We start from the raw sequence: 23,446 nt of genomic DNA on the forward strand, positions 1-23,446 counted from the left end.
ACAGCTGTGAAGCTGGGAATCGGTTTGAAGGCGCCTGAGGAATGCGGCAGAGTGGATAGCTGGATCTGTACCCGATGAGGAGACGCAATGAGCGACCCCCACACCGACGAGAGCTCCACGGGCGACCTCGGGCTGGGGCCGGACGAACAGCTTCTGTTCGGCGAGCCCGACCCCGTTGAGCTCCACCTGCCGGAGAAGCTGCACATCGGCGAGAGCGATACTGATGACGCGATCACCGAGAAGCTGCGGCGCCAGGGCGTGCACCTCGGCAAGGGCCTGATCGCCCCGCGCGTCTTCTGGCCCGCCCTCATCGTCATCGTCGGCATCGTCGTGTTGGCGATGGCGATTCCTGAGGGGACGGGCACCGTCATCTCGAACATCCAGAACTGGATCGTCGACAATATGGGCTGGTATTACATGCTCGTCGTCGGTCTCTTCGTCGCGTTCGCGATCGCGGTCGCTTTCTCGAAGTTCGGCAAGATCAAGCTCGGCAAGGACGATGACAAGCCCGAGTTCGGAGTCCTGTCGTGGTTTGCGATGCTCTTCGCCGCAGGCATGGGCATCGGACTGGTCTTCTACGGAGTCGCGGAACCGCTGACCTACGCGACTACCGGGCCGAAGCCCGATTGGGCTGGGGGAGGAGTCGAGCATGCCAAGCTGGGCATGGCTCAGACCTTCGTCCATTGGGGTCTGCACCCGTGGGCCCTCTACGCCGTCCTCGGCATGGCCCTGGCCTATGCCATCCACCGCCGTGGACGCCCGCTCTCGATCCGGTGGGCGCTCGAACCGCTGCTCGGCAACAAGGTCAAGGGCTGGGCCGGCGACCTCATCGACATCATCGCGATCTTCGGCACGGTCTTCGGCATCGCCACCTCACTGGGTCTCGGCGTCCAGCAGATCTCGGCCGGCCTCAAGCACATCGGTCTGGTCGGCGACTACGACAACACCTTCCTCATCATCCTCATCGTCATCATCACCTTCCTCGCCACCGCCTCGGTGGTCTCGGGTGTGGGCGCAGGCATCAAATGGCTGTCGAACATCAACCTCACGATGGCCGGTGTCCTCCTCGTCACCGTCCTCGTGCTCGGACCGACGCTCTTCCTGTTCCAGAACTTCGTCGAATCCCTCGGCGTCTGGCTGGCCAATGTGCTCAACATGACCTTCGACATCGGCGCCTACACGGGCGATGAAGGCAGTGAGTGGAACTCGACCTGGACCCTGTTCTACTGGGGATGGTGGATCTCCTGGGCGCCCTTCGTCGGCGTCTTCATCGCTCGGATCTCCCGGGGGCGCACGGTGCGCGAATTCATCGCCGGTGTCCTGCTCGTACCCTCGATCGTCGGCTTCTTCTGGTTCTCCGTTCTCGGCGGCACGGGCATCCATCGGCAGCTCTTCGGCGCCGGCGATCTCGTCGATCCGGACGAGGGAGTCGTGGCCGAACGGGTCCTCTTCGACGTCCTGGTCGATCTGCCGCTGGGCTCGATCCTCTCGGTCATCGCGATCATCCTCGTGGCGATCTTCTTCATCACGTCCTCGGACTCCGGTTCGCTCGTGGTCGATATGCTCGCCTCCGGAGGGCATCCGAATCCGCCGATGTGGTCGCGTGTGCTCTGGGCCCTGCTCGAGGGCGCCATCGCCATCGCTCTGCTCTGGGCGGGTGGACTCGATGCGCTGCAGGCAGGATCGCTGATGACGGCGCTGCCGTTCAGCATCGTGCTCCTGCTCATCTGCGTCTCCACGCTCAAGGCCTTCGGCAAGGAGGCCAAGCGCACCGCCGCGATCGAACGGGCCGCCCGGTTCCGCCAGGTCGGTGAGCATCTGGCCGACGACTTCGACGAGTACCTCGGCGAGAAGGTCGACGAGCGCATCGACTACCGGCTCACGGCCAGCCAGGGCCTCCTGGGCAAGCAGAGGTCGAAGGCTGCCGCCCGGCGCAAGGGCTCGGCCGCTCAGCCGCAGTCGACGGGAGAAGGTTCGCCGGCACCGGACGGACCCACGACCGAGGGCTGATCCGGTTTCGCCTCCATCAGGGGCGCCGCTGTTCGGAGGATCCGGACGGCGGCGCCCCTGCTCTCGTTCGTGCGCGTCTGGCGCGAGCTGTGACGAGGCCGGATGGCAGACGACGGGCATGCTTCTGCGACCGGGGTCGAACGAGTAGGCTGGTGACAGCAGATACGGCCGACCCCACGACCAAGGAGCTCATATGCCCATCGCCAGCCCTGAAGTGTATGCCGAGATGATCGACCGCGCGAAGACCCAGGGCTTTGCGTATCCGGCGATCAACTGCACGTCCTCGCAGACGATCAATGCCGCCATCCGCGGATTCGCCGAAGCCGGTTCCGACGGCATCGTGCAGATCTCCACCGGCGGTGCCGAATACATCTCCGGCCCGACGGTCAAGGACCGTGTTCGCGGAGCCATCGCCTTCTCTCTCTTCGCCGCCGAGGTGGCCAAGAGCTATGACGTCAATATCGCCCTGCACACCGACCACGCGCCGAAGAAGGAGGTCGAAGAATGGGTCAAGCCGCTCCTGGCCGCCTCGACCGAGCGGGTGAAGAACGGCGGAGAGCCCTACTTCCAGTCGCATATGTGGGACGGCTCCGCTGTTCCGTTGGAGGAGAACCTCGTCCTCGCCGAGGAGCTGCTCGAGCTCTCGGCGGCCGCGCACTCGATCCTCGAGATCGAGGTCGGGGTCGTCGGCGGCGAAGAGGACGGTGTCGAGAACGAGATCAATGAGAAGCTCTACACCACCGCCGCCGACGGTCTGGCCACCGCGCGGGCGCTCGGCACGGGCGAGAAGGGCCGCTATCTCACCGCCCTGACCTTCGGCAACGTCCACGGCGTCTACAAGCCCGGCAACGTCAGGCTGCGTCCAGAGCTTCTCGGTGAGATCCAGGCCGAGGTCGGCAAGGAGGTCGGCAAGGAGTCCCCGTTCGACCTCGTCTTCCACGGCGGTTCGGGCTCGAGCCCGGCCGAGATCGCCGAAGCGGTCCGCCACGGCGTGGTGAAGATGAACATTGACACGGACACCCAGTACGCTTTCACCCGCCCGGTCGTCGAGCACATGTTCCGCAACTACGACGGCGTACTCAAGATCGACGGCGAAGTCGGCAACAAGAAGCTCTACGACCCACGCTCCTACGGCAAGGCCGCGGAACAGTCCATGGCCGAGCGCGTCGTCGAAGCCTGCCAGAACCTCGGTTCCGCCGGCACCAGCATGAATCAATGAGCTGGGCAGGCCTGCGGGACGGGGCGAGTGCACCGTCCTGCGGGCGAGCAGCCCCAGCTCAGAGTCCGCAGCAGTCGCAGCAGCGGACCGAACCCGGCACGCAAGCGATGCTCTGAGTCCGAGCAGTCGCAGCAGCGGTCGTCGACGCCATCCGGACGGCGGCCGCTCTTCGTGGCTGCGCTGCTCGAAGCTGCATCGAGGACAGCGTCATGCTCAAGCGGCGGTCGCAAACGGACACTTTCCGCACAGGGAACTATCCGGACGTGACCACTGTTCGGGCCGGAGGTGCTGGGGGCCGGCGCAAAGCGACCTGAGATGGTGCCGTTTCAGTGGCAGCGCCGCAGGTGAATGGCACGAGGCCCGGGACGCCATTGTCCCGGGCCTCGTCGGCTCTCCTGCCGCGACTGCTCTGCGGAGGCGGCCGGTCCCGTCAGCCTTCGGGCCGGGGACCGACCGCCCGCACACGCGTCGGCGACGGCCGCGCTCAACCCTCCGGCACGACCTCGCCGGCCTTGAGGCGAGCCACCCGCTGGTCCCAGAAGTCGGCGTTGCGGACACCGATCTTCTCGGGCTCGAACACCGGATCCAGGCCGTGCTTCGTCTGGCGTTCGAAGTCGCGCAGGAGCTTGAAGGCCGGCTGCTGCAGGATGAGGATGCCGATGATGTTCAGCCAGGCCATGAGACCCACGCCGATGTCGCCGAGGGCCCAGGCGCTGCCGGACGCCGACATCGCACCGACGGCGACGGCGATGAGGATGAGCAGCTGCAGGATGCGCTTGCCCACCGCGAGGACCGTCGTGTTCCTGACCTTGCCGAGCAGGTACACGAGGTTCGTCTCGGCCATGTAGTAGTAGGCGACCATCGTCGTCAGCGCGAAGAGGAAGATCGAGATCGCGATGAACCCGGCACCGAAGCCGTGGATCATCGAATCCAGACCCGCCTGGGGCCACTTCTCACCAGGTGTCGTGGCGATGGCTTCGACCATCTGACCGCGTCCGGTGCCGATGATCGTCTCACCGTCGGCGTCGAAGACCCTGTACATGCCGGTCGAGAGGATCATGAACGCGGTCGCCGAGCACACGAAGAGAGTGTCGATGTAGACCGAACCGGCCTGGACGAGTCCCTGCTTGGACGGGTGTGAGACCTCAGCCGCCGAGGCGGCGTGCGGTCCGGTCCCCTGTCCGGCCTCGTTGGAGTAGATGCCGCGCTGGACGCCCCACTGCACGGCCATGCCGATGATGCCGCCGAAGGCGGCTTCCGGCCCGGCGTCGATGCCGAAAGCCGACTTGAACATGAGTTCGAAGACCGGGATGATCTGCTCGGCGTTGATGAACGTCACGGCGATGGCCGCGATGATGTAGATGACGGCCATGAACGGCACGGCCAATGAGGCGAAGTGCGCGATGCGCTTGATTCCGCCGATGACGATGAAGCCCATGATGATGACCAGGGCGATCGCCGTCGCCCAGGTCGGCACGTTCCAGGCGTTCTCGACGGCGCCGGAGATCGCATTGGACTGGATGCCCGGCAGCATGAAGGACATGGCCAGGACGGTCACGGCAGCGAAGACCATGCCGTAGACCTTGAACAGACCCTTGGCCTTCGTGTGACGGTAGGCCTTCTCGATGTAGAAGGCCGGGCCGCCGCGGTACTCACCGGTGCGGGGATCCTGCTCCTTGAAGATCTGACCGAGCGTCGATTCGACATAGGAGGTCGAGGCGCCGAGCAGGGCCGAGATCCACATCCACACCACGGCGCCGGGCCCGCCGAAGCCGATGGCGGTGGCGACGCCGGCGATGTTGCCGACGCCGACACGGCCGGCCAGCGAGATCGCCAGCGCTTGGAAGGATGAGACTCCTTCATTGGAGCTCTTGCCGCGGAACATCTGCGTGAAGATGGCAGGGATCTGTCGGATCTGAACCGCTCGCGAGCGGATCGTGAAATAGACACCGGCGCCGAGGCACAGGTAGACGAGGGCGGACGACCACACCACCCCGTTGAGCCAGTCGATGAAAGCGGACACGCTTCTCCATTCGTAGTCGCCGAGCCGGGATCACCGGCTCGGCGTCGCTGCGGGAATGTCTGTGCCAGAGCGCTGACCGCCGGGTGAGCGGCCGGGTTCTCGAGAGTTCCTCGGCAGTTCTCTGTGATGCACCTCATAAGTGAAACCGATTGTGATCTGGGACGCAAATCGACTGCGCCGGGCCGCCTCGGCGAATTATTGCGAAGTCATTGCGAAGTGCGTCACAGCCTATGATTCAGTTCACTATTTGGGACGCGAACCGTATGATGTGGTGCGGATCTCTTCGAGCAAAGACGACACGAAGAGCACACTTGAAATGACAGGAACACCATGAAACGACGCACTGGTGCAAAGGCCGTGGCCATCGCCGCGGCCGGCGCTCTGCTCCTCTCCGCCTGCTCGACCTCGACGACCGGAGGCGGCGACGGAGACGACGAAGGCGGCATGCTCACGGTCGGAACGACGGACAAGGTGGTCGCCCTCGACCCTGCCGGGGCCTATGACAACGGAAGCTCTCTCGTCGAACAGCAGGTCTACCCGTTCCTGCTGGCCTACAAGCCCGGAACCGCCGACCTCAATCCCTCGATCGCGGAGTCCGCGGACTTCGCCGAGCCGACGAAGTACGAGGTCAAGCTCAAGGAGGGGATGAAGTTCGCCAACGGCAATGAGCTGACTTCCTCGGACGTGAAGTTCTCCTTCGACCGCCAGCTGAAGATCCAGGATCCCAACGGTCCGTCCTCCCTCCTCGGCGGTCTGAAGTCCGTGGAGACCCCGGATGAGCAGACCGTGATCTTCAATCTCAAGCGTGAGAACGATCAGACCTGGCCGGGCGTGCTCGCCAGCGCCGCCGGCCCGATCGTGGATGAAGACGTCTTCGACGCCGATGCCATCACCGAGAATCAGGAGATCGTCGACGGCAAGGCCTTCGCCGGCCCCTATACGATCGCCGGCTTCGACTTCAACAAGCTGATCACGTACAAGGCCTACGACGGTTACAAGGGCTACCTGGAACCGGCGAAGACCGAGACCGTGCAGATGAAGTACTACTCGGACGCGAACAACATGAAGCTCGATGTCCAGGAGAACAAGATCGACGTCGCCTGGCGTTCGCTCTCGGCCACCGACATCGAGGATCTCGGCAAGAAGGAGAACCTCACGGTCCACAAGGGGCCCGGCGGCGAGATCCGCTACATCGTGTTCAACCTCGACACGATGCCCTTCGGTGCGAAGACCGATGAGGCGGACGAGGACAAGGCGCTCGCGGTCCGGCAGGCCATGGCCGACTCGGTCGACCGGCAGGCCGTCGCATCACAGGTCTACAAGGACACGTTCACTCCGCTGTACTCACATGTCCCCGACGGTCTGCCGGGTGCCGACCAGCCGCTGAAGTCCGAATACGGCGACGGTGAGGGCGGTCCCGATGTGGCGAAGGCCAAGAAGGCCCTCAAGGAAGCGGGAGTCGAGACGCCGGTCAAGCTCAACCTGCAGTACAACCCGGATCACTATGGTCCGTCATCGGGCGACGAGTACGCACTCATCAAGGACCAGCTGGACAAGACCGGTCTGTTCGACGTCAACCTCCAGTCGACCGAATGGGTGCAGTACAACAAGGACCGCACCGACGATGCCTACCCGATGTACCAGCTGGGATGGTTCCCGGACTACTCGGACGCAGACAACTACCTGATGCCCTTCTTCTATGACACGGACGATACCCCGAGCTTCTTGGGCAACCACTACCGTGACAAGACGATGAACAAGGAGCTCGACGCGCAGTCCTCCATCGACGACAAGGACAAGCGGGCGGCGGCGCTCAAGAAGATCCAGGGCCAGCTGGCCGAGGAGCTGCCGACTCTGCCGCTGCTGCAGGGCAGCCAGATCGCAGTCTCCGGCAAGGACGTCAAGGGTGTGGACGACACCCTCGACCCTGCGTTCCAGTTCCGACTGGCACTGCTGAGCAAGTGATCACCCACACGAGGTGCAGGTGAGCCGACCGGGCTGCCTGCACCTCGTGGCGCGTTCGCATCCGAGAGGGGCCGCCGCGACCCGGCGCCTCCTCTCGTCTGCACGTGCCCACAGGCATCGAAACGAACACTGCGAAGGAACACATGTCTGCAGCCATCAGCGAACCTGGGGCGGAAGCGGCCGAGACCTCGGTCTCGGTGAAGAAGCCCTCCGGGGGAGGTCTGGGACGCTATGTCCTCGTCCGCTTCCTCCTCATCATTCCCACCATCTTCATCCTCACCACACTCGTCTTCTTCCTCATGCGGATCACCGGCGACCCGATCACCGCATCGATGGGCGGACGCCTGACGCAGGATCAGCTCGCCGAGCGCATCCATGCAGCCGGCTATGACCGACCGCTCCTCGTCCAGTACTTCGAGTACATGGGCGATCTGCTCAAGGGCGACTTCGGCACGGCCGTCTCCGATGGGCAGCCCGTCTCGCACATCCTGTTGACCTACGGGACCGCGACCGTCGAACTCGTCTTCTACGCCCTCATCGTGGCGTTCGTCCTCGGCATCCCGCTGGGCATGCTCGCCGCCTACCACCGTGACAAGGCACCGGATGCCGCGCTCCGTGTGCTCGCCATCCTCGGCTACGCCACCCCGGTGTTCTTCGCCGGCATGATCCTCAAGCTCCTCTTCGGGGTGTTCCTGCCCATCCTGCCCGTCTCCGGACGCGGGACCACGCAGACCGAATACATCCTCTCCGGCGTGGTCGATCCGACCGGCTTCTACCTCATCGACGCACTGCGGATCGGCAACTTCTCCGTGGTCGGCGATGTGCTCGCCCACGCGGTGCTGCCGGCGATCGCTCTCGGCGTGCTCACGGCCGGTGTGTTCCTCAGGCTCGTGCGCACGAACCTCATCGGCACGCTCGAGCAGCAGTACATCGACTCCGGACGTTCCCGCGGCATCTCCGAATACCGTCTTGTGACCAAGCACGCCTACCGTCCGGCGCTGATCCCGATCGTCACGGTCATGGGCATGCAGATCGCGCTCATGCTCGCCGGCGCCGTGCTCACGGAGACGACCTTCGGGTGGCAGGGCCTCGGCTTCAAGCTCGCCGAGTACCTCACCGCCCGAGACTTCGTGGCGGTGCAGGGAATCGTCGTGTTCCTCGCCGTCATCGTCGCGATCACGAACTTCATCGTCGACGTCCTCGCCGCATTCATCGATCCCCGAGTGAGGTACTGATGTCCACTCCACAGAATCCACAGACCAACGATTCCCCCGCCGAGGCGGCCCCCGGGTCCGGTGTCCCCGCCCTCGCCTTCGATGACACGGCCAAGAAGTCCTGGATCTCCCGGCTGCCGATCGTCTCCCATCTGCGGCAGTCGGTCGGTCTGCAGCGCGGGATGCTCATCACCGGGCTCGTGCTCTGCGGCATCGTCATCATCTGCGCGGTCTTCGCCCCGCTCATCGCCCCCTACGGCTTCAACCAGCTGGGCACCTCCGAAGGCAACTTCGGGTCGAAGCTGCCCCCCGGAGGCACGCATATCTGGGGCACCACGGTCGGCGGCTACGATGTGTTCTCCCGCGTCGTCTGGGGCGCCCAGACCGCTGTGGCCGTCATCGTCGTGGCCGTCGTGATGTCGATCTTCGCCGGGGTCATCCTCGGTCTCATCTCCGGCTACCTCGGCGGCTGGCTCGACCGCATCCTCGTCGTCATCGCCGATGCCGTCTACGCCTTCCCGACCCTGCTGCTGGCGCTGGTCATGTCGATCGCGATCTCGGGCGGCCAGTCGAGTGCGTGGGGCGGCATCGCCGCGGCCGCGTTCTCGATCACCGTGGTCTTCATTCCGCAGTACTTCCGCGTCGTCCGTGCGGAGACCCTGCGGCTCAAGGCCGAGCCCTTCGTCGAGTCGGCGATCGTCCTCGGGGCCTCGAAGACGCGGATCATCTCCAAGCACATCTTCCGCAACGCCACGCGCACGCTGCCGCTGATCTTCACGCTCAACTCCTCCGAGGCGATCCTGACCCTGGCCGGACTCGGCTTCCTGGGATTCGGAATCGAACCCACCTCGGCGTCGGAATGGGGCTATGACCTCAACAAGGCCCTGCCGGACGTGACGTCCGGCGTGTGGTGGACCTCGGTGTTCCCGGGCCTGGCCATCGTGCTCACGGTGCTCGGCATCACCCTGGTCGGGGAGTCGATGAACGATCTCAACGACCCGCGCCTGCGCGTGCGGCGCAAAGCCAAGACGAAGAACGTCAAGCCTGCGGAGGTCAAGGCATGAGCAAGCAGACACAGGATTCGACTGCCTCCACAACCGGCAGCATCCTCGACGTCGAGGGTCTCGACGTCACCTTCTCCACCGACGGCGGCGATGTGCACGCGGTCAAGGACGTGTCCCTGACGGTCTCTCCCGGCGAGGTGCTCGCCATCGTCGGCGAATCCGGATCCGGAAAGACCGTGACCGCGCGGTCCATCCTCGGCCTGCTGCCGGAGACGGCGCAGCGCTCAGGGGCCGTGGTCATCTCCGGCAAGAACGTGCTCGGTGTCTCTGCCGAGCAGCTGCGGGCGATGCGGGGATCCGATGTGGCGATGGTCTTCCAGGAGCCCTCGACCGCGCTCAATCCCGTCTACACCGTCGGCTGGCAGATCGCCGAGGGCCTGCGGGCGCACGATAGGAAGGCGAGCAAGTCCGAGCTCAAGGCCCGGGTCGTGGCCGCGATGGAACAGGTCGGCATCCCCGATGCCGAGAATCGCTTCGACTACTACCCGCACCAGTTCTCCGGCGGGCAGAAGCAGCGCATCGTCATCGCCATGGCGCTCGCCCTGGGGGCGAAGCTCATCGTCGCCGACGAACCGACCACGGCCCTCGACGTCACCGTGCAGGCCGAGATCCTCGATCTGCTGCGCCAGCTGCGTGACGAGACGGGCACGGCCATCGTGCTCATCACCCACAACATGGGCGTCGTCGCCGACCTCGCCGACCGGGTGGCCGTGATGTTCCGCGGCGACCTCGTCGAGGTCTCGACCGTCGAGCAGCTCTTCAGCGACCCGAAGGAGGAGTACACGCGCGCGCTGCTCGCGGCCGTGCCCCGCCTCGGTTCGACCGTGGCGGGAAGCCGGAAGGCAGCAGCCGCCGCGGGCGAGGCCTTGGGCAGCGCCGCCTCGGTGGGGGAGGGGAAGGCGCGGGAGCCTATCGTCATCGCGCGCGACCTCGACATCGTCTACCCGGGCGGGTTCGGCCGTGCCGACTTCCATGCGGTGAAGAAGGTCAGCTTCGACATCAGGGCCGGTGAGGTGTATGGACTGGTCGGCGAATCCGGTTCGGGCAAGACCACGATCGGTCGCGCGATCGCCGGTCTGACCAGAGCCAGCGGCGGCAGCCTCACGGTGCTCGGGCATGAGATGGTCGGCTTCAAGGAGCGTGAGTTCTCGAAGATCCGGCGACGGATCGGATTCGTCTTCCAGGACCCGGCGGCGTCATTCAACCCGCACCTGACGATCGGCGAATGCATCGCCGAGCCCTTCGCGATCCATCGGCGGGAGATGAGCGCGGCGGATCGGTCGAGGCGGGTGCTCGAGCTGCTCGATTCCGTGCAGCTGCCGAGCGCTTACGGGGCGCGGTACCCGCACGAGCTGTCAGGTGGGCAGCGGCAGCGGGCCTCCCTGGCGCGCGGGCTGGCTCTCGACCCCGAGCTGCTCATCGCCGACGAGCCGACCTCGGCGCTGGATGTCTCGGTTCAGGCCAAGGTGCTCGAACTGTTCGTCGAACTGCAGAACCGCTTCGACTTCGCGGCCCTGTTCATCAGCCACGACCTCGCCGTGGTCGACATGCTCTCCGATCGCATCGGGGTGCTCTTCCAGGGGGAGCTGCTCGAGGAGGGGACGGGAGAGCAGGTGCTCGGAGCTCCGGAGGCCGACTACACGAAGCGCCTCATCGCCTCGCTGCCGGTGCCCGATCCGGCCGAGCAGGCCGAGCGCCGCGAGCTCGCCCGCACCCTCCGCACCCCCTGATTGCTGCCTGACGGCCAAGCACTCTCGCGCAAGGTTGCTGGGCCGCCGTCGGGCAGCACGGGCGGGTCAGCTGGTGGCGGCGGCGGGGTGAGCCGGCCCGTCTGTCGGCCGGGTGCGTGCGTCTGTGGTCACTGCGCCGAGGCGAATCGGCGAAAAGGGCGATTCCGCCTCGGTGGAGTGACCACAAACGTGTCGGCAACGTGGAGTGCAGCGCCCCACACTACTCATGCGAGGGCGCTGGTCCGCCGTCGGATCGTGCAGAGAGGGTGCTACCGCCCGTCGGCGATGAAGTCGAGCATGCCGGCCTGGTTGACGGGCAGTGCGAGCAGGCGGTCGAGCTCCTCTTCGGAAGGGTCGATGCCGAGGATGCGCAGCGTGTACTGCGTGAAGTCGCGCTCGATGTCGTCCGGGGTCAGATCTCCCGTCGGACGGTACCAGAGCGAGAGCGAATTGCAGATCGAATGGATCGCACGGGTGGCCAGAGCCGCGCTGTCGACACGGAAGCGTCCCGCATCGATGCCGGTCTGGACGATGGCACCCATGACTTCGCGGGCCTCCCTCTGGAGGTCCTTGACTCGGACTGCGTTGTCCCCGGTGAGGCGTTCGGTGTCCCGCAGGAGCACGGTGGAGACCGAGACGTTCTCCATGCGGTACCGGGCGAGGTAGCGCACGGCCACGGTCAGCTGGTCGACCGGGTCGTCGTCGACCTCGGCGATGACGGCCCGGCTGTGCTCGATGTACCACGAGTAGGCGGTGTGGACGAGCTCGTAGAGCGCCTCCTGCTTCGAGGGGAAGTAGTAGTAGAGTGCGGAGAGGCTCAGCCCCGCCGTCTGCGCGATGTCGCGGATGGATGCACCGTCGAAGCCCTTGTCCGCGAAGGTGTCCCGTGCCGAGCGGAGGATGTTGTTGCGGCCGTTGGTTGATCGCACGATGACCGGACTCCTTGCCTAGTTTCCGTCGCAGCGGACATTTCTATCGAACAGTCTTTCACTTGCCCCACGACCTTACACGACGCGAACCTCGTTCGGGCCCGATTTTCCGGGGAAGGGGTTGATCGGGGCGCCCGCCTCAGTGGTATCTGCCGGCTTCCGAGCGCCGACACGATGTGATCGGAGTCATAGCTTGAAACGGGAATGATTGACGGTTCAACCATGTTCGTCGTTGTGGAGCGCATGCCCCTGTGGTGCCCGCGCTCACCCGGCCGACACCGACAACCGATAGGACGAATATGCTCAACATTGCCATCATCCCCGGAACCTCGCGACCGCAGGCGCTCAACCCGCAGATCGTCTCCTGGGTCAACGACCAGCTCGCCGCCAATGATGATGTGCGCGCCGAGGTCGTCGACTTCGGCGACTTCGACCTTCCGCTGCTCGATGAGGTCATTCCCGCCGGCGCCCGGATGTACGCCAATGAGCATACGAAGGCCTGGGGCGCGAAGCTCGATGAGTTCGACGCTTTCATCTTCGTCACCCCCGAGTACAACCATTCGATCTCCGGTTCGCTGAAGAACGCGCTGGACTTCGTGGCCGCCGAGTTCAACCACAAGGTCGCCGGGATCGTCAACTACGGCGCCGACAAGGGGGTGCGCGCCGCCGAGCATCTGCGCCACATCCTGGCCAACTACAAGCTCGCCGTCGTCCGCGATCAGGCCTCGTTCTCCATCTTCACCGATGTCACCGACGGCACCTTCACCCCGACCGAGGTCTCCGCTGCACCGTTCGCCGCGATGGTCGATGACATCGTCAGCTGGGGCGAGGCTCTCAAGTCCGTGCGCGAAGCCGCCGAGGAACAGGCCGCCTGAGACTCTCGCTCGTCTGAGCCCGGGTGCAGTGTCTCCGAGTGCACTGAGCCCGAGCACATCGAGGCCCGCCGATCACGATGTTCGGCGGGCCTCCGTCGGTTTCAAGGGGAACCGCTGCACATCTCCGAGGAGAACTGCCGCACACCGCGCAGCCGCGCATCGTTGGGTTAGAGTCGAACCCACAGAACGTTCACTCAAGTGATGCGAAGGATATCCATGGAACTCACGAACACAGTCGCGCTCGTCACCGGCGGAGCCTCCGGACTCGGCCGAGCCACCACCGAACGCCTCCTGGCCGCCGGCGCACAGGTCGTCATGGTCGACCTCAACGCCGAGGTGGGGCAGCAGGTCGCCGCCGAACTCGGCGAGTCCGCGCATTTCGTCACCGCGGACGTCACGAATGAGGAACAGGTGCAGGCGGCCGTCGACACGGCCACCGGCCTCGGAGAGCTGCGCGTCGTCGTCAACTGTGCCGGGGTCGCCACACCGGGCAAGCTCGTCTCACGGAAGGGACCGCTGCCCCTCGACGCCTTCCAGAAGGTGCTGGGCATCAACATTGTCGGCACCGTCAACGTCTGTCGGCTGGCCGCTGCCGCCATGCAGCAGCAGGAAGCGCAGGGCGAAGAGCGCGGAGTCATCATCAACACGGCCTCGGTGGCAGCCTTCGACGGTCAGATCGGCCAGATCGCCTACTCGGCGTCCAAGGGCGCCGTCGCCTCGGTGACCCTGCCCATGGCCCGCGAGCTCGCCTCCTCGCTCATCCGCGTGGTCACGATCGCCCCGGGCATCTTCGAAACGCCGATGATGGCGGGTCTGCCCGCCGAGGCGCAGGAATCGCTGGGCAAGTCCGTGCCCCATCCTGCGCGACTGGGCAAACCCGCCGAGTACGCGCAGCTCGTCGAATCGATCGTGGCCAACCCGATGCTCAACGGGGAGACGATCCGCCTCGACGGGGCGATCCGTATGGCTCCGAAATGATCCGAAATGAGCCAGGGCTGCTCTCCGACCGCGCACCTGGCCTGACTGCGGGAGTCGCAGGCTGAGGCAAGGGCCGCGTTGACGGCACCGAAGGAACCGGGTCGCCACCGTCGCCCACGCACGGTCAGGCCGTGAACCTCACCTCGGTGAACTCCTTGCGCCACGCGGCCACCTCGGCGGCGATCTCACTCAGAGCCGCCTCAGCGGAGGCGACGTCCCCACCGCCGTGTTCGCGGCTGACCTCGCTCGACCGGGCACGGTCCGCGCCGGCCTGGTTGCGGCCGATCTCGAGGGCGCGAGACATGAGCTCGGCCAGGCGCGGCATGTCCGATGCGGTCATACCGCGACGGACGACCTCGGGAGTGCCCACCCGGATGCCGTTCTGCTCACCGGGCACCTCGGGTGCGGGCAGACCGATGCCCGAGGTGAGGAACCCGGCGGCTTCGAGGACCCGCGCCCCTGGAGTCCCTCCGCCGAAGGGGCCGGCGAGCAGGGCGAACTGGTGGGAATCGGTGAAGCCAGCCCCGCACGCGAAGGGTTCGACGCCGCGATCGGACAGTTCGTCCGCCAGTCTCGCATCTCGGCCGCATAGCCCTCACCGCAGGTGATCCAGTCGGCCAGCGTCACCCCCAGCGCAGCCACGGCACCGGCGTCGAAGTTCGCGGTCATCCCCGGGAAGGCGATGGCGTCGATGCTCTCGGACAGCTGGTCGTCGTTGCTCAGCAGCAGTCCGTGGGACGGCCCGCCGAGGCTCTTGTAGGTGCTCATCGACATCAGGTGGGCGCCCTCGTCGAGAGGATTCGCCCACTGCTTCCCGGCGATCATCCCGCACACATGGGCGGCGTCGAAGAGCAGTCGGGCCCCGACCTCGTCGGCGATCTCGCGGACCTTCGCGACGGGGTGTTCGAACAGATTGAGCGAACCGCCCATGGTGATCAGGCTCGGTCGGACCTCCCGGGCCAGGTGCGCCAGCGCATCGAGGTCATAGCTGTACGCGTCCCCGTCGACCGGAGCGTCGACGGTGGTGAGACCGTAGAGGCCCGCGGCGCCGGCAGCGTGGTGGGTGACGTGCCCGCCGATCGTCTCGGGGGAGGCGATGATGGTCTGGCCGGGCCGGCTCGTGGCCATGAACGCATAGAGGTTGGCCATCGCCCCCGAAGGCACGCGCACCTCGGCGAAGGAGGCGTTGAACAGACGCGCCGCGAGTTCGGCCGTGACCACTTCGACCTGCTCGATGTGTTCGAGGCCCATCTCGTACTTCGCGCCCGCGTAGCCCAGCGAGGTGCGCGGGCCCGCACCGCTGGCCAGCAGCGCCGCCGCCCGCGGATTGAGCACGTTCGAGGCGGGGTTGAGATTGAACGCCTCCTCGTTGTGGAGCCGATCGGATGCCGAGACGAGGGATTCGATCCCCGCGACCACCTCGGCCATCGTCCTCCCCTCGCCGAGGTGGCGCTCAGAGATCTCGGCGACGCGGGTTCGGCTCTCAGCGGGGACCCAGGGCTGCGGTGTCTGATGCATCGGTGACTCCTTCGTCAGTGGTGGTGCGGGCGGGCTTCAGGACTGGGGTCCGGGCGCGGAACGGTCATCGGCATCCAGCAGCCGGTCGAGGAGCTCGTCGGCAGTGACGCCCTGCGCGCGTGCGGCGGTCTCGAGCCGGTGCAGCGCCGAGGCCGACAGGTGCGGGGCCGGCGATGCCTGGCCCGATGACTGCGACGCCGAGTCCGACATCGGATCCGACGATGTCGGGGTCGCCGCCTTGCTCTTCCTCAGCAGCAGTGATGTCAGTGGAACGACGACGACACCGAGCGCGGCGAGGATCCACACGATGGCGGTCAGACGCATGAGCCAATCGGACTGCCAGGCGGTCTCGACCCAGATCGTGACGAGGGTCAGCGCCGCAGCGAGTGAGAGGGCTCCGAGGGTGAGCGCCAGCGCGATCCGCACCGCCCACGAGTTCGTCGACGCCAGCAGCAGGACCAGCGAGGCGACCGAGCCGACGGCGGTGAGGAGGATGAGCGAGTAGAGCAGCTGGAACAGGGTCTCATCGCCGGGAGGATCGCCCCAGAGGAACCAGAGGCTCAGCGCCAGCGAGGCGGCCGCGAGTCCGATCGTGACGATGCCGAACCACTGCGCCCGACGGCCGAGGAGTGTGGCTCCGCAGAAGGCCGCCACGCTGAAGGCCCCGGTCAGAGCCGTGGTGGACACCACCTGGAACGTCAACTCCGACTCGATGTCCCCGAGCAGGACGATGATCCCTCCCGCCGCGGCCAGGCTGAATGTCACGACGATGATGATGGCGATGACGCGACGGAAGACGCGGATGGACGAAGACGGTTCCCGAACTGTCGAGGCCTGCGGTGCTGCCATCGGGTCTGTCCTTCCGAGAGGGGCTCTGATCAGCACCGCCAGTATCTCATCGATCCGCCGGCACCTCTTCGAACTCGGGGCCGTGGGCCGTGTCTCCTCAGTCCGCGGGCAGCGTCGCCCTGACCTCGAAACCGCCGATCGTCGTCGGCCCCACCCGCAGAGACCCGCCCAGGGCCTCGACACGTTCGCGCATTCCCCTGAGCCCGAACCCACCGCCGAGGCGGTTCTGCGGTGTCGTGCGAGAGGCGGCGGCCGCCTCGGCGGGGCCGTTGGTCACGTTGATCTCGACGAACTCGCCGACGAAGGCGAGAGCGACAGTGACGGGGGCTCCCGCCGCATGCCGCAGAGCATTCGACAGGCTCTCCTGCACGACGCGGAAGGCGGTCAGACTCGCCGTCGGAGACAGTTCCACGGGATCGGCGGGGAAATCGAGGTCGACGGCGGCACCCGAACCGCGAGTGACGTCGCCGAGTGCGGGTACATCATCGACGGTCGGCTGCGGGGCCAGGTCCGCATCATGGCCGCCGCGGAGGATCGCGAGCAGCCCGCGCATCTCGGTCAGCGCCTTCCTGGCCGATGAGGCCATCGAATCGAACTCGCCGAGGCTGCGCTCATCGAGACCGGGCAGACGATACTTGGCGGTGGTCGCCTGCACGCTGATGACCGACATGCTGTGCGCGACGACATCGTGGAGCTCCTGCGCGATGCGGTTGCGCTCCTCGAGCTCCTGCCGCTTGGCGAGTTCGGCAGCGCTGAGTTCCCGTTCGACCGCGAGCTGGCGGCGGCCTGTGATGAACAGGCTGCCGACGACGCCGATGATCCCGGCGCCGGCGGCGATGGCTGCGGTGGTGATGACGTTCGACAGCGCACCGGCGAACCCGCCGGCGTGCGGAAGGACCAGCCCGAGCACACCGACGAGGGCAGAGAGCGACCACAGGACGACGACGTGGATCCACCGGTGACGCAGGCCGACGAGGAGGTGGAGGAACACGAGCGCCAGCAGCGAGGTCACGGTCACCGGCCGGACCAGACCGGAGGTGTCGGCAGTGAGCAGAATGCTCGCGGCCTGCGCCGCCAGCCCGAGACCGATCGCGGCAGTGGACCACCGGACGGCGAGGACGAGTGCGACTCCCTGAGCGACGGCGACGAGCATCGCGATGATGCTCGGAACTCCGTAGAGCACCGCGGTCACCGGCCAGGAGACCGCCACGAGCACCACCCCGACGAACGCGGAGGCCAGCCAGAACCACCCCTGCCCGCCGGCGAACTGCGCGAATGCCGACGTGCGCGTCGACGACGTCTCAGCAGAGTGACCGAGCGGCGCGGCCGTGGCGATGGGCGGAACCGGCGCGGCCGAGGCGACGGGTGGGAGCGCCGCGCGGATTGCAGCGATCTCGAGCAGAGCCATAGCGTGGAGAACGAAGGGGAACGTGAGGAGGAGGATGAGTCCCGCAGCGAACTGGAAGGTCGCCTCGGCGGTGAAGCCGAGGTCGGTGACTGGGGAGTTCGTCAGCCAGGCGGCCACCCAATCGACCGTGTCTCCACCGCCTTCGGGGAGGAACCTGCCCCAGAGGAAGAAGCTGAGCCCACCCAGTCCCCCGAAGAACCACGCCGCGGAGACGGAGAACGTCACGATGCGGATCGGCAGGGCGAACACTGCCTCGAAGAGCAGGTCCAACCAGGCTCGGGCATCGGCGGTCGGTGCCAGCAGTCGGCGGAGCCCACGTCCGCGCGGACGCATGGCCGCCTCGGCGATGGGGACGCCCCATGCCCGGGCGCGACCCCGGGACAGGGTCCCGAAGGCGCGGGCGATTGTGAGGGTCAGAGGCAGGAGGAGAACACCGACCCAGATGATCGCCGTGGCGATCGAGATCGCGAACAGGGTTAGAAGCGTCGGCATCGCGATGACGGAGATGAGCAGGCCGGGCGCGACCAGGACGGAATCGCGGCCCAGGTTGCGCCGCAGTCGGGCCCACCAGGATCGACCGGACTGCGACGGCTCTGCTGGACTGGGCACCTTCTCAGAGTACGGGGTTCTGGTCCCGGACGCACCGGTCGAGACGGAGACGGGCGGGATCGCGGGGGAGAGATTCATGAACGGGTTCCTTGCTGCAGGCGGTTGGGGGACGTGGACACAGACCGGACGCTCTCAGTCGCGGCCGGGGCGCTCGCCTCGGCGGTGCGAGCCCGGGAGGCGAGTACAGTGGGATGGAAACGTGAGAGCATCCACACCCCGCCCGTGCCGACCGCTGCCGAGGCGAGCAGACCGGCGATCGCGTCGGGACCCAGGCCCGCGTACTCACCGAAGAAGGCCGCACCGATGATCACGGCGACGATCGGGTCGATGACTGTCAGAGCGGCGAGCACCGTCTCGGCAGGACCACAGGCATAGGCGGTCTGCACGAGCCAGAACCCAGCGGCAGAGGCCAGCCCCACCGCGCCGAGCAGCATCCACCACCGCATGCCCAGAGGGGCGAGCCCGGGCAGTCCGGACACCATGATCGCGCGGGCGAGCACATGGGTGGCCGCGGCCACCGTGCCGAAGACGATGCCGGTCATGACGACGCGCGGGATGTGGCCGGCCGAGCCGACCGAGAACGCTCCGGCGAAGACGCCGAGCGCCACCAGGACGGCGAGCAGCCACGTCACCGACTGTTCGGTGACGACGATCTCGTGGGAGAACCGCGCCGAGGTGGCGACGAAGGCGAGGATCCCGACCAGCGTCAGCGCAATGCTGGCGAGCACGGGCACGCTGAGGCGCAGCCCGAAGAAGCGGCGGCCGATGAGTGCGGCGAAGACGAGGGAGATTGCGCCGACAGGTTGGACGACCGAAACCGGCGCGAGCCCGAGGGCGATGACATTGAGCACCGTGACCAGGCCCATGAGACCGAGACCGGTGACCCAGGTGGTTCGGCGTCTGAGCCCGGGCGACAGGGCGGCCACGGCATGACGCTGCAGATGTGTGCCAAGCGCCAGGCAGAAGGCTGCGGCGGTCGCGAGGACGATGGCGGTGAGGATCATGGCGCTCACGCTAAGGAGCAGGCGTGTGCCCGCACATCATACGAAAGGGTGATTGTGGAGACGCCGAAGCACTACCTGAGGGTGAAATCTCCGTTTCACGGGTTGCCGATCCGAGAAACACGTCTCCGCACAGGCGCTCTGCCTCGGTGCTCGGGTAGCGTGGAAGCATGCCGGGAATCGGAGATCAGCGAGCGTCGTCCACGCCGAGCACGACAGCGGGCGCCGGCGGCGAGACGAGCGTGCCGCCACCGGCATCGGAGACCATCCGCGTGGCCATCGTCGATGATCAGGCCATGGTCAGGCAGGGCTTCGGTGCCCTGCTCGACGCGCAGACGGACATGGCCGTCGTCGGCGACGCCGAGAACGGCGCACAGGTCGTCGATCTCGTCCGCCGGACCTCGCCGGACGTCATCCTCATGGACATCCGGATGCCGCAGCTCAACGGCCTCGATGCCACCCGGGCAGTGTTCTCGATGCCCGGCGAACACCCGAAGGTCATCATGCTCACCACCTTCGACGCCGACGAGTACGTGTTCTCCGCACTTCGCGCCGGCGCCAGCGGATTCCTCCTCAAGGACGCGACTGCTGAGGACATGATCACTGCCGTCCGCGTGGTCTTCTCCGGTGAGTCGCTGCTCGCGCCCTCGGTGACCAGGCGCCTCATCGCGGAATACGTGGCCGGTCCCACCGTGGTCAAGGACACCGCAGTGCTCGGCCAGCTCACCGACCGCGAGGTCGACGTCATGGCGCTGGTGGCCAAAGGCCTTGCCAACGCCGAGGTGGCCGCCGAGCTGTTCCTCGCGGAACAGACGGTGAAGACCCACGTCTCACGCATCCTGTCGAAACTCGGCCTGCGCGATCGGGCGCAGATCGTCGTCGCCGCCTATGAATCAGGCTTGGTCGTCGCCGGCGGCTGAGCGCACCGTGTGGCTCGGTGGGCGAGGCTCAGGAGCGCGCGAATCGGCCCCCGAGTTCTTTGACGATCGTCTCGGCCGAGCCTTCGGATGCGCTGCGGTAGCCGGTTCCGGCCCACAGGTGCAGGTTCTGGGGGTCGTCGGCCTTCTTCGCCGCGGTCCGGAACTCCTTCGTCAGATGGTGCACCGCCGGATAGGCATCGAGGGCCACCGGATCGAACTCACGCACGAAGTCGTTCACCAGCGCCCGTGCGGGACGACCGGTGAACGCCCTCGTCAGCAGAGTCTCTGAGAACTCGTCGGACGCCAACGCGGCACGGTGCGTGGATGAGGTGCCCGCCTCATCGGAACGGAGCAGGAGAGTGCCGACGACGACGGCGCTCGCCCCTGCGTCCAGCAGCGCTCCGACGGCTTCGGGGCCGTCGACTCCGCCACCGGCCGCCACAGGCAGGTCCACCTCGGCGAGGATGTCGCGGAGGAGGCCGATGGTGGAGCGGTCCTCGATGACTCGTGTCGGGTCGGCGGTGCCGGAATGTCCGCCGGCGCGAGGGCCCTGGACGATGAGGCCGTCGACCCCGCGCTCGGCTGCGGTGCGTGCCTCGGCGGCGGTCGTGACCGTGGCGACGACCTCCGTGCCGACCGCGTGGAGGCGATCGACCGCCTCTGCGGCTGGCAGATTGAAGGTCGTCGAGACCAACGGCACCGGATGAGCGATGAGCCAGTCGAGTTTGTCATCGAAATGATCGTCGTCATCGACGGGCTCGGAGTTCAGCGCGATGCCTCGGGCGGAGGCGGCCGGGGCCAGCGCCGCGACGAAGGAGCCGAACGCCGCTCGGTCGACCGGCACCGGATTGGGGACGAAGAGGTTGACCCCGAAGACATCGGCGGTCGCGCGCATCCGCTCGACCTGCGGGGCCAGGGTCTCGGCGGTGAGGTAGCCACCGGCTACGAAGGGGAAGCCGCCGGCTCGGACGACCGCCTCGGTGAGTTCGGCCGTGGTGGTTCCGCCCGCCATGGGCGCACCGATGATGGGCAGAGCGGTCTTCTCGAAGGCGATCGTCATCGTCTGTGTCTCCTTGCTCGAAGCGCTGAGGGCGGGTCTTCTGACCCCATTCTCCCACTCGAATCTGACGGATGTGTCTCCGCTGCCGGGCGCCCGCCCGATTCTGCGGGAGAAGAGTGTTGAGGTTTCGGTCCCAGATCGACGATCCTCTCCCGCTGAATCGGTCTTTCGACGATGGTCGGTCCGGTGTGAGCCAGTGGAGACCGTCGTCTGTCTGCAGTAGGGGGCCGAGGGAGCCGAGAGACAACCGCAAGTATCGGTGCGGCGATGGCGAAAGGGGACTCAGAGGTGATGTGGGGGTGCGGATCCGGCTCCTAGCTTCGGAGCAGTCAGCCACCGCAGTGCCCTTCAAGGAGTTGTCATGTCCCTCACCCACGCTCGCCCGCCTGGTGCCCACACTCGCCCGCCGGCAGATCACTCCGGCAAGTCGGCCCACACCAGTCTCCAGTCGGTGGCCTCCTCCGCCGCGGGCCGGCAGCCAGCGCTCACCCCCGCCTCTGCGCCGGAGCCGTCGGGCCCATCTTCCGAGCGACCGTATGCGCACCGGGATCGGGCCATCGACCTCGTCCGGTTCGCCTGCCTCGTTGTCGTGGTCGTCTTGCATTCGATGATGAGCACCGCCGTGCTCGGGCCCGAGGGGCAGCTGGTGCCGACGATGGCACTGGCGCAGACCACGGGGTTCGCCATCGCCTCCTGGCTCTTCCAGATCATGCCGCTGTACTTCGTCATCGGCGGCTATGCCGGCCTCAAAGGGTGGCGACGTGCCCAGCGCCGAGGCGACGACTGGCGGAACTACCTGCGCGCTCGCCTGCAACGCCTCGTGATCCCGGTGCTCATCCTCGTCGCATTCGCCGGTCTCGGGCTGTTCCTCGCCTCGTGGATCGGAGCCCCGCACGAGCTGCTCGCCGAGGCGAGTATGCGAATCGGCCAGCCGCTGTGGTTCATCGCCGTCTACGTCGGCCTGACATCGCTGGTGCCTGCGGCTGCGCATCTCCATGAGAAGGCGCCGCGGCGGACGGTCGCGGTGCTCGTCGCTGCCGTCTTCTCCGTCGATGCGCTCGTCGAAGTCACTGGGGTGACCGGACTCGGCTATCTCAATTTCGCCCTCGTCTGGCCATTGGTCCAGCAATGCGGGTTCTTCTTCGCCGATGCCGCGGAGCGCCCGTTGCGCAGGGGACGGATCTGGACCCTTGTGCTGCTGGCGCTGGTCGGGCTGGGAGTCCTCGTCTCGACGGGTGTCTATTCGCCGAACATGCTGATCAACCTCAACCCGCCCACCGGCGCATTGGTACTTCTCGGACTCGTGCAGACAGGTCTTCTGCGGCTGGGGCACGACCGACTGACTCGCATGGTCCACGGAGGCGCGCCTACTGCGCCCGGAACCGCCCAGAGGGCGAGGCTGTGGGGACGGATCATCACCTGGGGCAATGCCCACGGAATCCAGGTCTACCTCTGGCACATGCCGGTCGTCATCGCCCTCATCGGGCTGTTCGGCGCCGTAGCGACCCTCGGCTCGAACGTCTGGCCGGGAGGGATGGACCTCGCCTCTCTCGTGCTTCCTGCGACAGAGTCGCCGCTGTGGTGGTTCGAGCGGCTGCCCTGGCTGATCGCGGTCATGGGCCTGGCCGCTCTGCTGGCGATGGGAATGTCGCAGGTCGAGCGTTTCGCCACCGGGCGCCGGGGCCTGCTCAGCGAAGAGCGCGTGGGAACGGTCCGAGCGGACTCGATCATCCCGGCCTGGGCGCGCTGGAGTGCGGGCACACGCGGGTTCGCGGCGGTCGCCTCGGCGATCGGAGGCATCGTGATCGCTCTCCTCATCGGCATCGCGCCTCTGATCTGGACCATCGTTTCGGTAGGACTGCTGCTCCTGTCGCTGATTCTCACCGCCGGAGTCCGGACGGCCGCGGCTCCGGCAGCCGAGGAGGGCCGCGGCAGTGGACTGTGTAGGCACGGGATCATGACGCACCGACGCGTGAGGCATGACGAATCATGACAGCAGACGACGATCACATGACATGCCGTGACTCACTGCGTCAGCCAGCCGCGGAGGCGGGCGGGGGACGTCTCAGACTGG

The 23,446-nt window shown here is 66.7% G+C and carries 18 protein-coding genes; 10 read left to right on the forward strand and 8 right to left on the reverse strand.

All coding sequences use genetic code 11. The annotated features are described in order from the left end of the window. Positions 1–87 precede the first annotated feature (87 nt). Both IHE57_RS02030 and fbaA read left to right on the forward strand, forming a co-directional pair. A complete protein-coding gene (locus IHE57_RS02030; protein ID WP_209370444.1) occupies positions 88–2,010 on the forward strand; it encodes a BCCT family transporter in 1,923 nt (640 codons plus the stop codon). A 193-nt stretch (positions 2,011–2,203) separates the two neighbouring features. After that, the gene (gene fbaA / locus IHE57_RS02035) at positions 2,204–3,229 is read left to right on the forward strand and encodes a class II fructose-bisphosphate aldolase (protein ID WP_209370446.1); all 1,026 of its coding nucleotides are present in this window, start codon (positions 2,204–2,206) and stop codon (positions 3,227–3,229) included. A 484-nt stretch (positions 3,230–3,713) separates the two neighbouring features. Here the strand turns inward: fbaA and IHE57_RS02040 are convergent, their stop codons facing one another. Continuing rightward, a complete protein-coding gene (locus IHE57_RS02040; protein ID WP_209370448.1) occupies positions 3,714–5,252 on the reverse strand; it encodes an alanine/glycine:cation symporter family protein in 1,539 nt (512 codons plus the stop codon). A 330-nt stretch (positions 5,253–5,582) separates the two neighbouring features. Between IHE57_RS02040 and IHE57_RS02045 the strand changes: the two genes are divergently transcribed. The 4 genes from IHE57_RS02045 (at position 5,583) to IHE57_RS02060 (ending at position 11,225) form a co-directional block, all read left to right on the forward strand. Beyond that, positions 5,583–7,217, forward strand: coding sequence for an ABC transporter substrate-binding protein (locus IHE57_RS02045; RefSeq protein WP_209370450.1), 1,635 nt, complete (start codon positions 5,583–5,585; stop codon positions 7,215–7,217). Positions 7,218–7,360: 143 nt separating this feature from the next. After that, entirely contained in the window at positions 7,361–8,452 is a 1,092-nt protein-coding gene (locus IHE57_RS02050; protein WP_209324064.1) for an ABC transporter permease, read from the forward strand. Then, positions 8,452–9,495 (forward strand): ABC transporter permease, encoded by a 1,044-nt coding sequence (locus IHE57_RS02055; protein WP_253719826.1) that lies wholly within the window; start codon positions 8,452–8,454, stop codon positions 9,493–9,495. The genes IHE57_RS02050 and IHE57_RS02055 overlap by 1 nt, the downstream gene beginning before the upstream one ends. Then, positions 9,492–11,225, forward strand: a complete 1,734-nt coding sequence (locus IHE57_RS02060) for a dipeptide ABC transporter ATP-binding protein (RefSeq protein ID WP_209370452.1) — start codon at positions 9,492–9,494, stop codon at positions 11,223–11,225. The genes IHE57_RS02055 and IHE57_RS02060 overlap by 4 nt, the downstream gene beginning before the upstream one ends. Before the next feature lie 269 nt (positions 11,226–11,494). On the opposite strand, the gene IHE57_RS16515 is transcribed toward IHE57_RS02060, so the two are convergent. After that, the gene (locus IHE57_RS16515) at positions 11,495–12,154 is read right to left on the reverse strand and encodes a TetR/AcrR family transcriptional regulator (RefSeq protein ID WP_209324062.1); all 660 of its coding nucleotides are present in this window, start codon (positions 12,152–12,154) and stop codon (positions 11,495–11,497) included. Positions 12,155–12,453: 299 nt separating this feature from the next. On the opposite strand from IHE57_RS16515, the gene IHE57_RS02070 reads away from it, so the two are divergent. Both IHE57_RS02070 and IHE57_RS02075 read left to right on the forward strand, forming a co-directional pair. Beyond that, a complete protein-coding gene (locus tag IHE57_RS02070) occupies positions 12,454–13,029 on the forward strand; it encodes an NADPH-dependent FMN reductase (protein WP_209370454.1) in 576 nt (191 codons plus the stop codon). Between the two features lie 216 nt (positions 13,030–13,245). After that, on the forward strand, positions 13,246–14,007 hold the full coding sequence (locus IHE57_RS02075) for an SDR family NAD(P)-dependent oxidoreductase (RefSeq protein WP_209370456.1): 762 nt from the start codon (positions 13,246–13,248) through the stop codon (positions 14,005–14,007). A gap of 124 nt (positions 14,008–14,131) precedes the next feature. Here the strand turns inward: IHE57_RS02075 and IHE57_RS02080 are convergent, their stop codons facing one another. The 5 genes from IHE57_RS02080 to IHE57_RS02100 all read right to left on the reverse strand — a co-directional run bounded on the left by IHE57_RS02080 (position 14,132) and on the right by IHE57_RS02100 (position 19,395). Then, positions 14,132–14,347, reverse strand: a complete 216-nt coding sequence (locus tag IHE57_RS02080) for a hypothetical protein (protein ID WP_209370458.1) — start codon at positions 14,345–14,347, stop codon at positions 14,132–14,134. Then, positions 14,344–15,525, reverse strand: a complete 1,182-nt coding sequence (locus IHE57_RS02085) for a beta-eliminating lyase-related protein (protein ID WP_209370460.1) — start codon at positions 15,523–15,525, stop codon at positions 14,344–14,346. Before IHE57_RS02085 ends, IHE57_RS02080 begins: the two co-directional genes overlap by 4 nt. 36 nt (positions 15,526–15,561) lie before the next feature. Continuing rightward, a complete protein-coding gene (locus IHE57_RS02090; RefSeq protein ID WP_209370462.1) occupies positions 15,562–16,374 on the reverse strand; it encodes a hypothetical protein in 813 nt (270 codons plus the stop codon). A gap of 97 nt (positions 16,375–16,471) precedes the next feature. Further along, on the reverse strand, positions 16,472–18,469 hold the full coding sequence (locus tag IHE57_RS02095; RefSeq protein ID WP_209370464.1) for a sensor histidine kinase: 1,998 nt from the start codon (positions 18,467–18,469) through the stop codon (positions 16,472–16,474). Next, the gene (locus tag IHE57_RS02100; RefSeq protein ID WP_209370466.1) at positions 18,466–19,395 is read right to left on the reverse strand and encodes a DMT family transporter; all 930 of its coding nucleotides are present in this window, start codon (positions 19,393–19,395) and stop codon (positions 18,466–18,468) included. The genes IHE57_RS02095 and IHE57_RS02100 overlap by 4 nt, the downstream gene beginning before the upstream one ends. Positions 19,396–19,562: 167 nt before the next feature. On the opposite strand from IHE57_RS02100, the gene IHE57_RS02105 reads away from it, so the two are divergent. Beyond that, positions 19,563–20,312 carry a response regulator gene (locus IHE57_RS02105; RefSeq protein ID WP_209370468.1) on the forward strand — a complete coding sequence of 250 codons (750 nt, stop codon included), beginning with the start codon at positions 19,563–19,565 and terminating at the stop codon, positions 20,310–20,312. Positions 20,313–20,340: 28 nt separating this feature from the next. On the opposite strand, the gene IHE57_RS02110 is transcribed toward IHE57_RS02105, so the two are convergent. Beyond that, entirely contained in the window at positions 20,341–21,372 is a 1,032-nt protein-coding gene (locus IHE57_RS02110) for a nitronate monooxygenase (RefSeq protein WP_209370470.1), read from the reverse strand. Positions 21,373–21,733: 361 nt separating this feature from the next. Between IHE57_RS02110 and IHE57_RS02115 the strand changes: the two genes are divergently transcribed. After that, positions 21,734–23,365 carry an acyltransferase family protein gene (locus IHE57_RS02115; protein WP_209370472.1) on the forward strand — a complete coding sequence of 544 codons (1,632 nt, stop codon included), beginning with the start codon at positions 21,734–21,736 and terminating at the stop codon, positions 23,363–23,365. Positions 23,366–23,446 lie beyond the last annotated feature (81 nt).

The sequence above is a fragment of the Brevibacterium renqingii genome, assembly GCF_017808105.1.
Taxonomy (GTDB): Bacteria; Actinomycetota; Actinomycetes; order Actinomycetales; family Brevibacteriaceae; genus Brevibacterium; species Brevibacterium renqingii.